Annotated in this window: 9 protein-coding genes; 6 read left to right on the top strand and 3 right to left on the bottom strand. The window is 67.3% G+C overall.

What is annotated here, in order from left to right; all coding sequences use genetic code 11:
• The first annotated feature begins 227 nt into the window (after nt 1–227).
• Nucleotides 228–953, top strand: coding sequence for a polysaccharide deacetylase family protein (locus tag RALTA_RS15920; RefSeq protein WP_012354891.1), 726 nt, complete (start codon nt 228–230; stop codon nt 951–953).
• Here RALTA_RS15920 and RALTA_RS15915 read toward each other — a convergent pair.
• Complete coding sequence (locus RALTA_RS15915; protein ID WP_012354890.1) at nt 950–2,074, bottom strand: glycosyltransferase family 4 protein; 1,125 nt, start codon at nt 2,072–2,074, stop codon at nt 950–952. The two genes, RALTA_RS15920 and RALTA_RS15915, sit on opposite strands and share 4 nt — an antisense overlap.
• A 245-nt stretch (nt 2,075–2,319) precedes the next feature.
• Between RALTA_RS15915 and RALTA_RS15910 the strand changes: the two genes are divergently transcribed.
• The 5 genes from RALTA_RS15910 to RALTA_RS15890 all read left to right on the top strand — a co-directional run bounded on the left by RALTA_RS15910 (nt 2,320) and on the right by RALTA_RS15890 (nt 8,461).
• Complete coding sequence (locus RALTA_RS15910) at nt 2,320–2,874, top strand: LbetaH domain-containing protein (protein WP_012354889.1); 555 nt, start codon at nt 2,320–2,322, stop codon at nt 2,872–2,874.
• A gap of 242 nt (nt 2,875–3,116) precedes the next feature.
• Nucleotides 3,117–4,226: a polysaccharide biosynthesis/export family protein gene (locus RALTA_RS15905; protein WP_232347912.1), complete on the top strand. Its 1,110-nt coding sequence runs from the start codon at nt 3,117–3,119 to the stop codon at nt 4,224–4,226.
• A gap of 3 nt (nt 4,227–4,229) precedes the next feature.
• The gene (locus RALTA_RS15900; protein WP_012354887.1) at nt 4,230–4,733 is read left to right on the top strand and encodes a low molecular weight protein-tyrosine-phosphatase; all 504 of its coding nucleotides are present in this window, start codon (nt 4,230–4,232) and stop codon (nt 4,731–4,733) included.
• Nucleotides 4,730–6,979, top strand: a complete 2,250-nt coding sequence (locus tag RALTA_RS15895; RefSeq protein ID WP_012354886.1) for a polysaccharide biosynthesis tyrosine autokinase — start codon at nt 4,730–4,732, stop codon at nt 6,977–6,979. The genes RALTA_RS15900 and RALTA_RS15895 overlap by 4 nt, the downstream gene beginning before the upstream one ends.
• A gap of 456 nt (nt 6,980–7,435) precedes the next feature.
• Complete coding sequence (locus tag RALTA_RS15890) at nt 7,436–8,461, top strand: IS110-like element ISRta3 family transposase (RefSeq protein WP_012356612.1); 1,026 nt, start codon at nt 7,436–7,438, stop codon at nt 8,459–8,461.
• 1,227 nt (nt 8,462–9,688) lie between these two features.
• Here the strand turns inward: RALTA_RS15890 and RALTA_RS15885 are convergent.
• Nucleotides 9,689–10,714 carry an IS110-like element ISRta3 family transposase gene (locus RALTA_RS15885; RefSeq protein ID WP_012356612.1) on the bottom strand — a complete coding sequence of 342 codons (1,026 nt, stop codon included), beginning with the start codon at nt 10,712–10,714 and terminating at the stop codon, nt 9,689–9,691.
• Between the two features lie 261 nt (nt 10,715–10,975).
• A complete protein-coding gene (locus RALTA_RS15880; RefSeq protein WP_012354884.1) occupies nt 10,976–12,790 on the bottom strand; it encodes an alpha/beta hydrolase family protein in 1,815 nt (604 codons plus the stop codon).
• Nucleotides 12,791–12,865 lie beyond the last annotated feature (75 nt).

Here is a 12,865-nt window from a genome sequence, read left to right as displayed (position 1 = left end):
GCCTGGCACTGGTCCCCACGCTGGCGCCAATGGCAAGCGGGACCATACGTCCTCGTGCCCGCAGCATGAGCCAGCCCGTGCGCGGGCTCTGTTCGCTGCCACACACCCGCGCGGGCCAGCGCCGGCGCCGCCTGGCGAATGTGGACCAGCGCACCGAGCCCGCCCCCGCAGCGCACCAGAATGGCTTGCAACGGCGCCATCCGCATGGCGCGCACCGGGTCCCTGCCATGCCGATTCCGATCCTGATGTACCACCAGATCGACGCGCCGCCGCCACGCCGCTCGCCCGGGCGCGGGCTGTGGGTGCCGCCCGCGCGCTTTCGCCGCCAGATGCGGCTGATGCACCGGCTTGGCTATCGCGGCCTGAGCATGCGCGACCTGATGCCCTATCTGCACGGCGAGCGCAGCGGCAAGGTGTTCGGCATTACCTTCGACGACGGCTTCCGCAACGTCTTTGAGCACGCCATGCCCGCGCTGGATGCGCTGGGCTTCACTGCCACCAACTACTTTGTCTCGCGCCAGCTGTCGGGCAGCAATGTCTGGGACCGGCACCTGGGCATCCGCCCCGCGGCGCTGATGAGCGTGGCGCAGATGCGCGCATGGCACCAGGGCGGCCATGAGGTCGGCTCGCATACGCTGGACCACGTCGACCTGCGCCGCATGGCGCCGCACGAGGCGCGCCGGCAGATCGCCGCGTCCAAGGAGGAACTGGAGCAGTGGATCGGCGTGCCGGTGACGGCATTCTGCTATCCCTACGGCAGCCAGGATGCCGCCCACCGGGCGATGGTCCGCGAGGCAGGCTACGCCAACGCCACCATTACCGCGCGCGGCCTGGCCCGCGCCAGCGACGATCCGTTCGGCCTTCCGCGCGTCAGCGTGTATTGCGCCACCGGCTTGTTCGGCTTCCTGCGCAAATGCCTGACCGCGCACGAAGACCGCTGGCGCGAAGCCTAGCGGCCGGCTTCGGATCCCTGCCGCTCGGTGCTGAACGGTACGCGCCCGCGCGGCTCGCTGGGATCCTGCGTGAAGCGCGCAATGGCCTCGGCATAGCGCTGCGCCACCGCCTTGCGCTCGTGCTCGCGCAGGAACTCGCGCATGCCCGTTTCATCGCGGCGCGACGCACCGGCCAGCACGGCTGCCATGGCATCGTGCAACGGCTCGAGCGCCGGCTCGACGACCCAGCCAAAGTCGCCGACCGCTTCCGGCAAGCCGCCGCGCCGGCTGACGATGACTTCGCAGCCCGCCGCCAGGCCTTCGAGCGCGACGATGCCAAAGGACTCGTAGCCGAGCGATGGCGCCACCAGGCAGCGATGCCGGCCCAGCATCGCCGCCACGCTGGCGGCCCCCTGGCAGCCCGCAAAGTGCACCGCGTCCGCGCATCCCAGATCGGTGGCAAGCGTTGCCAGGGCCGCGCGCTCCGGCCCGTCCCCAACGATGGTCAGCCGCACGTGCGGCCGCCGCGCATGCAGGCGCGCAAAGCTGCGCACCAGCAGTTCCACGCCCTTCTCGGACACCAGTCGCCCGACGAAGATGAAGCTTCCCGCCGGGCGCGCGTCGGCCGGCGCGGGTGCCGGGAACAATTCGTCGCGATAGCCGTTGTGGATCACCAGCGGCTGGCCTGGCAGCCAGCCGGCCAGGTAGTGGCTGACGCAGATGCCGTCGTAGAAGCGCGACAGCCAGCGCTTGATCGCACCGGTCCAGGCGCCGCGCGTACGCCCGTGGACCACATACGGGCCGTGGTGCGTCAGCACGATGCGCCGGCGCAGCGCGCTGGCCAGCATCACGTCGTAGAAAGTCAGGCCGACGAACAGAACGCGCCGGTGGCGCAGCATGGCGCGCGCGAGCTGCACCATGCCGCGCACCCGGGTCACGGCAAACGGGAACGTGGTGGCATCGCCGGGCGCGGCCGGCGTGCGCGTGGCCACCTCGACCGCGTAGCCCAGTTCCGCCAGCCCGCTCGCCAGGTCCTCGGCAAACCGCTCCATGCCGCCGATCAGCGGATGGAAGGGAGCGCTGTAAATCAGGATGCCTGGCAAGGGCGCAGGGGTCTCGCGACCCAGCGGGGGATGCATCATTGCGTCGTGGCTCCGGTCGCGCAGCGTGACAGTTTGCCCGTGCCGCTGCGTTCAGTGCGCAGCATGCGCCCGCACCGGGTGTCGTTCCGTGCGCTGGCGCACCTGCCCGGCCGCGCACCGTACTGCGGCGGGGACAGCGGCAGGAATACCTGCAGATTCCGCCTGCCTCTGTGGCGCGGCGCACCGATGCGCGGCCGGCTTCGCGCGAGCATCGCCGCAATGCCCGCCGTCCCGGAACGCTCCGTATGATCATCCAGCACACCCACCGCACCTCCGGCCCGTCGTTTTCGCTGTCCAACCGCGTGCGCCGGCAGCTATGGAACTGGGTATGGCTATGGCTGTTCCGCCCCAGCCTGCGCCCGATGCATGCCTGGCGCGCCGCGCTGCTGCGGCTGTTCGGCGCCCGCCTCGGCCGCGATGCGCGGGTCTATCCCGGGGCGCGGATCTGGGCGCCGTGGAACCTGGTGATGGGCGAGCACACCGCTGTCGCCGACGGCGTGACGCTCTACAACATCAGTCCGATCACGCTGGGCGACTACGCCATCGTGTCACAAGGCTCGCATCTGTGCACGGGCTCGCACGATTACAACAGCGAGACCTTCCAGCTGATCGCGTCGCCGATCACGCTGGAGCGCCATGTCTGGGTCTGCGCCGAAGCGTTCATTTCGCCGGGCGTGACCTTGCCCGAAGGCGTGGTGATTGCGCCGCGCACGGTGGTCACCAAGCCGCTGCGCGAACCGTGGACGGTCTATGGCGGCACCCCCGCGCGCGCCATCGGCCAGCGCCGCCCGCAGCCATGAGCCAGGCGCCCGACTGCATCGCCGCGGCGCATTCGACCAGTGCGCGGCAGGCCACCCAAGGCGCCCGCGGCAGTGTGCGAGAGCGCACCGATTCACGCTACCCACCGCCCTAGGCTGGGAGCATCAGGGGCATGCCGTCCCAGTGCGGACGCGCCCCAATGTGCAGGAGGAATGTCGTGGAAACCAGTCAATGCCGCACCGCTTGCCTCACCCAACGCACCCGCCGGTCGCGCCGGCACTCGCTGCCGGGCCTGGGCGCCGTGCTCGGCGCCGCCCTGCTGCTGGGCGGCTGCGCCGCATCGCCGGGGATGCACTTCAGCCCGACCGCGAACGTCGACGCCGTCGGGCCGGACGCCAAGCCGGACATCACCCCCATCACCATGGAACTGGTGCGCGAGCTGCGCGCAAAGAGCAAGCCTACCAATGACCGTGTCGAAGAACTGTTCGCCACGCCCAAGCCCTATGTGATCGGCCCCGGCGACATCATCTCGGTGGTGGTGTGGGACCACCCGGAACTGGTGTTCCCGACGCAGACCTACAGCATCGGCGCCGGCTTCGAAGTGCCGGCGTCCACCGGCGGCTCCAACATGCCAGGCTATGTGGTCAGTCCCAATGGCGACATCCAGTTCCCGTATGCCGGCGTGATGAAGGTCGCCGGCAAGACCGCCAACCAGGTGCGCGACGAGATGGCACGCGTGCTCTCGCGGGTGGTGCGCAACCCGCAAATGACGGTGCGCGTGCTGGGCTTCCGCAGCCAGCGCGTCTATGTCGACGGCGAGGTCAGGACGCCCGGCATGCTCGCCATCGACGACGCGCCGATGACGCTGGTCGAGGCGCTGAACCGCGCCGGCGGTGTGCTCAACAACACCGGCGACAACAGCCGCGTGCGCGTTACCCGTGGCGAGCGCAGCTGGTACGTGAATATCCCCGCGATGCTGGCCAAGGGCATCGACCCGTCGCGCATCCTGCTGCGCTCGGGCGACATCGTGCGCGTCGAGCAGCGCGAGGACAGCAAGGTCTTTGTCACCGGCGAAGTGGTCCGGCCGACCTCGCTGCTGATGCGCAACGGGCGCATGACGCTGAACGAGGCGCTGGGCGACGCCGGCGGCGTGAACCCCAACTCGGCAAACGCCGAGCAGATCTACGTGATCCGCAAGACGGCCAGCGATTCGCCCAAGGTGTTCCACCTGGACGGCACCTCGCCGGTGGCACTGGCGATTGCCGAAGGCTTCGAGCTGGAGCCCAAGGACGTGGTCTACGTCGATGCCCGCGAAGTGGTGCGGTGGAGCCGCGTCATGACCCTGGTGGTGAGCCCGCTGGTGGGCGTCAACAGCCTCGCGACCCGACCTTGAGCCATGATGCAGGCGCCGCCCCTGATCTCCGATGAAGCCGCGATGATCCGCTCGATCCTGGTGGTGTGCCTGGGCAACCGTTGCCGCAGCCCGATGGCCGCGGACCTGCTGCGCCAGGCACTGCCCGACTGCAGCATCAGTTCCGCCGGGCTGGCGCCGCCGGTGGGCGCCGGCGCCGATCCGCGCGTGATCCGGCTGCTGGCCAGGGACGGCCTGGACCTGGGCGCGCACCGCGCGCGCGAACTCGACGACGACATGGTCGACGGCGCCGACCTGGTGCTGGTGATGGACAGCGAGCAGCGCGAATGGGTGGAGCAGCGCTTTCCGCGGGCGCGCGGCAAGACCTTCCGCCTGTGCGAGGCCGCGCAGGCGGATATTCCCGATCCCTATGGCGGCTCGCAGGCGATGTTCCTGATCGTGCTGGGGCTGATCCGCGAGGGCGTGCAGGCATGGACGGCACAGATTCAATCTGAAGCACAGGCAACCCGCTATGGGGAGGCAACATGAGCAACATCAAGAACCTGCGTGACTACGACGCCGGGGCCGCGGAAGGCGAGGAGCCGTCGTCGGACCTGACTTCGTATGTCGACGTGCTGATCCGCTACCGCTGGACCTTCCTCGCGGTTGCCGCGGCGGTGATGGCAGTCGGTCTGCTGTTCGCGTTGCTGTCCAAGCCGGTCTACCGCGCCGATATCCTGGTGCAGGTGGAGGACCATAACACCGGCAGCGTCAACAACAACAACAAGCCTACGGCGACGGTGTCGCCGGTCTACGACGTCAGGCCCGCCCCGTCGACCGAGATCGAGCTGCTGCGCTCGCGCATGGTGGTGGGCAAGGCGGTCGATGCGCTGCAGCTCGACATCTCCGCGTCGCCGTATTACTTCCCGGTGATCGGCGCGGCCGTGGCCGGCTTCAACCGCGAGCTGTCGCAGCCCGGGCTGTTCGGCCGGGGCGGCTATGCGTGGGGCAGCGAGGCGATCGCGGTCTCGAGCCTGGAAGTGCCGCCCGCGATGGAGCGTCGGCTGATCACCGTGACCGCGCTGGGCAACGACAAGTACCGGGTGGCCTTCGCCAGCGACGATGCCGTGGCTGAAGGCCGCGTCGGCGTGCCGCTGACGGTGGCGACCCACAGCGGCAAGGTCACGCTCGAAATCAGCCAGCTCGAAGGCCGCCCCGGCGCGGTGTTCCATGTCTCGCGCGTGCCGCGTGCGGTGGCCATTGCCGATCTGCAGAGCCAGCTGATGATCACCGAGCGCGGCAAGCAGAGCGGCGTGATCGGCGTGGCGCTGGAGGGCACCTCGGCCGAGAAGACCGCCGCCATCCTGAACGAGATCGGCAACGAGTACGTCGAGCAGAACCTGCGCCGCAAGGCCGCCGAGGCCGAGAAGTCGCTGGCCTTCCTGGAAGCGCAGCTGCCGCAGCTCAAGCAGCAGCTGGAAAGCGCCGAATCGCGCTACAACGCCATGCGCAACCAGCGCGGCACCATCGACCTGAACGAAGAATCCCGGCTGGTGCTGGCGCAGTCCGTGGCTGCCCAGACCAAGCTGGCGGACCTGCGCCAGCGGCGCCAGGAACTGATTGCGCGCTTCACGCCCAACCATCCGGCAATCGAGATCCTGGACAAGCAGATCGCCGACGTGAACGCCGAGATCGGCACCGTCGGCGGCAAGATCCAGCGCCTGCCGGATATCGAGCAGAACGTGCTGCGGCTGATGCGCGACGTCCGGGTCAGCACCGAGATGTACCAGTCGCTGCTGAATGACGTGCAGCAGCTCAGGCTGGTCAAGGCCAGCAAGATCGGCACGGCGCGGCTGGTGGACCCGGCCGAGGTGCCGATCCGTCCGGTCAAACCCAACCGCAAGCTGATCGCCGCAGCCTCGGTACTGCTGGGCCTGCTGGCCGGCACTGCGGTGGTGGTGCTGCGCCGGCTGTTCGACGGCGGCGTCGCCGATGCGGACGAGATCGAGCGCGAGACCGGCATGACGGTGTACGCCACGGTGCCCTACAGCGGGGCGCAGTCGCGCCTGCGCGGCGGGCCCGATATCGACAAGCTGCTCGCCAGGCGCATGCCGGACGACCCGGCGGTGGAAAGCCTGCGCAGCTTCCGCACCTCGCTGCAGTTCGCGCTGCTCAACAGCGACAGCAACAACGTGGTGGTGATCACCGGGCCGGCGCCGGAAGTGGGCAAGTCCTTCATCTCGGCCAACTTCGCCACGGTGCTGGCCACCGCCGGGCGCCGCGTGGTGCTGGTCGACGCCGACCTGCGGCGCGGCGGGCTCAACCACCATTTCGGCAAGCCGCGCGTGCCCGGGTTGACCGAGCTGCTCACCGGCACGCCGCTGGAGCAGGTACTGCAGCGCGACGTGGTGCCGGGACTCGACTTCATCGCCACTGGCTCCGAGCCGCCGATGGCCGCCGACCTGCTGCAGACGCGCGGCATGGACACGCTGCTGGCCACGCTCAGGAACCGTTACGACGTGGTGCTGCTCGACACCCCGCCGGTGCTGGCCACCTCCGACGCCGGCGTGCTGGCAACCAAGGCCGGTGCGGTGTTCCTGGTAGCGCGGGCCGATGTCAGCACGGCATCAGAGCTCAAGGCCACGCGGCGCGCGATCGTGCAGGCGGGGAGTGATATAAAGGGGGTGATTTTCAATGGGCTGAAGGTGGAGGGGCGGTGGTATCGGGCGCATTACCATTTCGGGAAGTATCGGTATATGAATCAGTATGGGGGGGCTAGTTCGAAGAGGGCATGAGGTGGGGTTGTTTGCAGCTCTCTTTTGAGTTGGTCGCTGTTGGTGACATGCTGTCGGCATTGGAACCGCGGGTCTTCGCCCTGCTGGGTGGGGCGCTGTTGGTGACATGCTGTCGGCTGTTGAAACGCCTGGTTCCGCCCTGCTGGGCGGGGCGTTGTTGGTGACATGCTGTCGGCTGTTGAAACGACTGGTTCCGCTCTGCTGGGCGGGGCGCTGTTGGTGACATGCTGTCGGCTGTTGAAACGCCTGGTTCCGCCCTGCTGGGCGGGTCACTTTTTGGCCGAGCGCCAAAAAGATGGAATGAACGCGCCCCGGCCCGCTCCGATTAAAGGCGCCGGCAATTCAAGTTGTGACATCTGGGGAACGTGAAGGGTAGGCGGGTCCCCCCATCACGAAACGGCATCGATGTGCCAGAGTGGGAGTGTGAGCAACCACGCGAGGATGGAGGGACCCGAGATGAATACTACGACTTACGGCCTCGACATTGCAAAGACTGTCTTCCAGCTCTATTGGGTCGAGCCTTCCGGCAAGTGTTGCAACCGCCGCTTCAACCGTACGAAGCTGATCGAGTTCCTGGCCAAGCGCGAGCCGGGACGGGTAGCGCTGGAAGCGTGCGCGAGCGCGCATTGGTGGGCGCGTCAGTTGCAGGGCTTGGGCCACAAGCCGGTGCTGCTGCACGCGCGCTATGTGCGCCCGTTCGTGCAGACCAATAAAACCGATGCGGCCGATGCGAAGGCAATCTGGACTGCAGCGCAACAGCCGGGCATGCGCGAGGTGGCGCCAAAGTCCGAAACCCAGCAGTGCGTGCTGGCGGTGCATGCCATGCGTTCGCTGCGCATCAAGATGCGAACGATGCTGGTCAACCAGTTGCGAGGCATGCTGGTTGAATTCGGCATCCACTTCCGACGCGGCCGCCAGGCCGGGCTCGACGAGATCGTGCAACGTCTGCCGGAGATCGAGTCTCGCGTACCGCCGACGCTGTTCGAGGCCGTACATCAGCAGTTGCGCAGCCTGGAGAGTCTGGACCGTGAGATTGCCGAGTACGACCGTCAGATCACTGCCTGGGGTCGTCAGGATCGCGCCTGTCAGACTATCAGCGCCATCCCTGGCATAGGGATGCTCACTGCCACGGCCTTGGTGGCGACGATCGGTGAAGCGCGCACGTTCAAGTCCGGGCGGCAGCTGGCGGCATTCCTGGGTCTAGTGCCCAAGCAGACCGGTACCGGCGGCAAGGTCCGACTGGGTGGCATCAGCAAACGCGGCAATCCCTACCTGCGCACCTTGCTCATCCACGGCGCACGGACGGTGCTGAGCCATCTGCGACGCAAGAACCAGGGTGGCTGGAGCCAGGCATTGGCCCAGAAACGCCCCACTAACGTCGTGGCGGTTGCCATGGCCAACAAGACGGTACGCACGGTCTGGGCGCTGTTGGCCCACGAGCGGACCTATGACCGAGACTACGTCTCGGTCAGGCCTGCCTGATGGCAGGCTGAGCAAGCAAGGAAGAATCCGTCCACAGGTTGCGACGGTAATGTCAGCGTGATGGCAAAACAGGTTGGACCGCGGGAGTGCAAGCCCAATTGGTTACTGGTGCGGCAAGCACGGCAAAAAGATAGGGACACTCCCGGCGAAATCCATCAGGGCCCGCAGGCGTGGCCTGCACCGCAAGGCCGGATATAAGTCTGCAGCCAATCCTGTCCCGCCTGATGTTGGCGTTATCTTGCAAACCGGGCGCGTTCATATAAGTAACCAAAAAGCGCGTCGCCTAAGCGGCTGGCTAAGGCGGCGTTGGTGGTTCTGGCGGTTGTGACTTGCGGTCGTGCTGGTGGTGGTTCGACCCTGCTGACGCTACCGGGAGGTGCCTGGCGTTCGGGGTCGGATGGACGAACCCGACTTTAGGTCGGTGGCAGCCTGCTTATCACGTTATTGGTGGGACGCCTTCGGCTGCGCTGCGCGCGCTCCCTATCTCAGGTCTTGCGCACTGGCACGGAGTGCGTCGCTGCGCTCGCACGCGTTGTCGCGCGCGAATCCAAAGGATTTAGCCTCCCGCTGGTTTTCTCCCCTCTCCCGCTTGCGGGAGAGGGGCCGGGGGAGAGGGCAGGAGCTTCCACGAAGTCGTGCCCATGCACGGCGGTGACCAAGGCAATCCCGCGATAGCGATATCGCGTCAACGCCTTTTCCTGCGCTACGCGCGAACGCCCAAACACCATCAGCGCATATTGAGCCTGCGCAGCAGCCGCAGGCGTCCCCGCGATATCGCCCGCAGCAGGCTGCCTACACCCTGTTGGGATTGTTCAAAAGCAGGTGATCGCAGGCACCACCCCTGACTCACATAGCGTTAGCAGGCTCGAACGGGCACCCACGCTAAACGGAAATCACCGCCGCCCGAACCACCAACGCCGTGGAATTGATTGCCAGCCGCACAGGCGACGCGTTTTTTGGTTACTTATATGAACGCGCCCGGTTTGCAAGATAACGCCAACATCAGGCGGGACAGGATTGGCTGCAGACTTATATCCGGCCTTGCGGTGCAGGCCACGCCTGCGGGCCCTGATGGATTTCGCCGGGAGTGTCCCTATCTTTTTGCCGTGCTTGCCGCACCAGTAACCAATTGGGCTTGCACTCCCGCGGTCCAACCTGTTTTGCCATCACGCTGACATTACCGTCGCAACCTGTGGACGGATTCTTCCTTGCTTGCTCAGCCTGCCATCAGGCAGGCCTGACCGAGACGTAGTCTCGGTCATAGGTCCGCTCGTGGGCCAACAGCGCCCAGACCGTGCGTACCGTCTTGTTGGCCATGGCAACCGCCACGACGTTAGTGGGGCGTTTCTGGGCCAATGCCTGGCTCCAGCCACCCTGGTTCTTGCGTCGCAGATGGCTCAGCACCGTCCGTGCGCCGTGGATGAGCAAGGTGCGCAGGTAGGGATTGCCGCGTTTGCTGATGCCACCCAGTCGGACCTTGCCGCCGGTACCGGTCTGCTTGGGCACTAGACCCAGGAATGCCGCCAGCTGCCGCCCGGACTTGAACGTGCGCGCTTCACCGATCGTCGCCACCAAGGCCGTGGCAGTGAGCATCCCTATGCCAGGGATGGCGCTGATAGTCTGACAGGCGCGATCCTGACGACCCCAGGCAGTGATCTGACGGTCGTACTCGGCAATCTCACGGTCCAGACTCTCCAGGCTGCGCAACTGCTGATGTACGGCCTCGAACAGCGTCGGCGGTACGCGAGACTCGATCTCCGGCAGACGTTGCACGATCTCGTCGAGCCCGGCCTGGCGGCCGCGTCGGAAGTGGATGCCGAATTCAACCAGCATGCCTCGCAACTGGTTGACCAGCATCGTTCGCATCTTGATGCGCAGCGAACGCATGGCATGCACCGCCAGCACGCACTGCTGGGTTTCGGACTTTGGCGCCACCTCGCGCATGCCCGGCTGTTGCGCTGCAGTCCAGATTGCCTTCGCATCGGCCGCATCGGTTTTATTGGTCTGCACGAACGGGCGCACATAGCGCGCGTGCAGCAGCACCGGCTTGTGGCCCAAGCCCTGCAACTGACGCGCCCACCAATGCGCGCTCGCGCACGCTTCCAGCGCTACCCGTCCCGGCTCGCGCTTGGCCAGGAACTCGATCAGCTTCGTACGGTTGAAGCGGCGGTTGCAACACTTGCCGGAAGGCTCGACCCAATAGAGCTGGAAGACAGTCTTTGCAATGTCGAGGCCGTAAGTCGTAGTATTCATCTCGGGTCCCTCCATCCTCGCGTGGTTGCTCACACTCCCACTCTGGCACATCGATGCCGTTTCGTGATGGGGGGACCCGCCTACCCTTCACGTTCCCCAGATGTCACAACTTGAATTGCCGGCGCCTTTAATCGGAGCGGGCCGGGGCGCGTTCATTCCATCTTTTTGGCGCTCGGCCAAAAAGTGACCCGCCCAGCAGGGCGGAACCAGGCGGTTCAAAAGCCGACAGCATGTCACCAACAGCACCCAACCGAATAACCCTCAACACACCTTAACAGCCCGCGACGGCAACCCCTCCCCCACCCCCTCCAACGCAGCCAACGTCCCCATCACATGCCCCACCACCTGGTCACAAAAAACCTGCCTCCCCCCCGCCAGGAACAACGCATGATCCATACACCCATGCCGATACACAGTGATATGCGACAACGCCGCGAGCGCTTCCAGATCTCTGCCGAAGCGCAGCCGGGCCTCGTCGAGCCCCATGTCCTCCGACCCGTACAGCATGTCCGTCCGCACCCCACGCTCGTTCAGGCACCGCATCGCAGCCCGCGCGTAAGCCGTGGCTGACGCCAGGTCTTCGTCACCGCGCAGCCGCGTCAGGCGGAACGCTACGCGCTCGGTGGCGTGCCGGTACGCATGGCGCGCCATGGCCGCGGCGAGCGGGCCGATCCTCACCTGGCCCTGCAACACCCGTTGCCAATTGACGCGACGGCGCGCGGCGGAAAGCCAGCCCTGCCATGATCGCGCGCCGATGACCGCGCTGCGGGCATCGGCGCGGTCCCAGCGGAATTTCACCAGGTTGGCCAGCACCAGGCCGTTCACGCCGGGGTTGGATAATGCAGCGTGCAGGCTGAGGTAGGCGCCTGAGCACACGCCGGCCAGCACGATGCAGCGGAATCCGCGCGCGCGCATCCAGTCGACCGCGGCGCTGACGTCGGCGTGCGGGCCTGGCGCGTAGATCTCCGCGATGCTCATGCTGCGCGGCGCACGCGGGCTGTCGCCCAGCGCCGCCACGTCCAGCCGCAGCGAGGCCACGCCCTGCCTTGCCAGCCGGCGCGACAGCGTGACGAACATGCGGCCATCGCCGACATGGTGGTTGCCGCCGGTATTCGGAAAGATCACCGCGACGGGCGCGGGCACGGCGTCGTGCGGCATGCACAGGACGCCGAACTGGCGCCGCGCGTCGAGCCAGCCCGACTCTTCGACCACGCCATCGACCGCCACGCGCAGGGACGTGGTGCGCACCACGCGGTGCATGGGCCGCCTTACCGTCGCCCACGCGGCCGGTGCCGGCGCCAGCCACTGCACCAGTTGTCGCCAGGCCTGCGCCGGCACCCCGGCAAACTCGGCCGATTGCATCATGTCGGCGTATTCGGGGAACGCGGCCGCATCGACCTGCACGCCGCCTGCCGCGTACTGCTGCGCCAGCGCGTCGGCCGCGGAGGCCGTGCCAGGCCAGGGGTCGAGCAGCAGCACGCGCGGCGCGGGGCAGGCCGTGACGCGGTCGAGGCGCAGCGCCTCGAGTTCGCGCACGGTGTCGGCGCTGAAGCGGAATGCCAGCACGTCGAGCGCGCCAGGCGGCGGGGGCAGGGCCTCGGCCGGCCCGGCGCTGTTGAGCCAGTTCCGATGCAGTGCCCGCAGCTCGCGCAGGTAGGCGCGGCCGTGGACCACAGGCGCGAGCAGCACCAGCCCGGCAACGCCGCCCTGCCATGCCGGGTGCGAACGCATCGCCTCGGCGGCCTGCACCGCAAGGCTTGCTCCCACGCGCAGCCCGCACAGCACGATGCGTTCCACGCCGGCCAGCGCGCGCAGCTGCGCGGCAGCGGCGACGATGCTCGAGGTGGCGCGCCCGAGAAAATGCGCGGCCTCGCAGGCGCCGGCGGAGTCGCCGGTGCAAGGATAGTCAAAGCGCAGCACCGGCATGCCGGCCGCGGCGAGATCGTCGGCGAGATGCCGCCATGCGCGGTGCGACCACATGGCCTCGTGGCCCAGCGGCGCGCACAGCACTACCCCGGTCTTTCCTTGTGCCTCGTGCAGCCAGCCGGCACAGCCTTCAAACATAAGCCGCCTCATGTCGCCTCCTGGAGCGCGCATGGTCGGCCGCTGAACCGGTGGAACACGGCCGGGGAGCGCACGCAGAAACGGGTA

It is taken from the genome of Cupriavidus taiwanensis LMG 19424 (assembly GCF_000069785.1).
Classification (GTDB): domain Bacteria; phylum Pseudomonadota; class Gammaproteobacteria; order Burkholderiales; family Burkholderiaceae; genus Cupriavidus; species Cupriavidus taiwanensis.
Note: the sequence above shows the minus strand (reverse complement) of the source record. Positions and strands in the feature narration are given on the sequence as shown.

Coding starts and splice junctions, on each gene's coding strand:
- RALTA_RS15900 (WP_012354887.1), top strand. CDS start 4,230: ATGATGCAGGCGCCGCCCCTGATCTCCGATGAAGCCGCGATGATCCGC.
- RALTA_RS15885 (WP_012356612.1), bottom strand. CDS start 10,714: ATGAATACTACGACTTACGGCCTCGACATTGCAAAGACTGTCTTCCAG.
- RALTA_RS15880 (WP_012354884.1), bottom strand. CDS start 12,790: ATGAGGCGGCTTATGTTTGAAGGCTGTGCCGGCTGGCTGCACGAGGCA.
- RALTA_RS15915 (WP_012354890.1), bottom strand. CDS start 2,074: ATGATGCATCCCCCGCTGGGTCGCGAGACCCCTGCGCCCTTGCCAGGC.
- RALTA_RS15895 (WP_012354886.1), top strand. CDS start 4,730: ATGAGCAACATCAAGAACCTGCGTGACTACGACGCCGGGGCCGCGGAA.
- RALTA_RS15910 (WP_012354889.1), top strand. CDS start 2,320: ATGATCATCCAGCACACCCACCGCACCTCCGGCCCGTCGTTTTCGCTG.
- RALTA_RS15890 (WP_012356612.1), top strand. CDS start 7,436: ATGAATACTACGACTTACGGCCTCGACATTGCAAAGACTGTCTTCCAG.
- RALTA_RS15920 (WP_012354891.1), top strand. CDS start 228: ATGCCGATTCCGATCCTGATGTACCACCAGATCGACGCGCCGCCGCCA.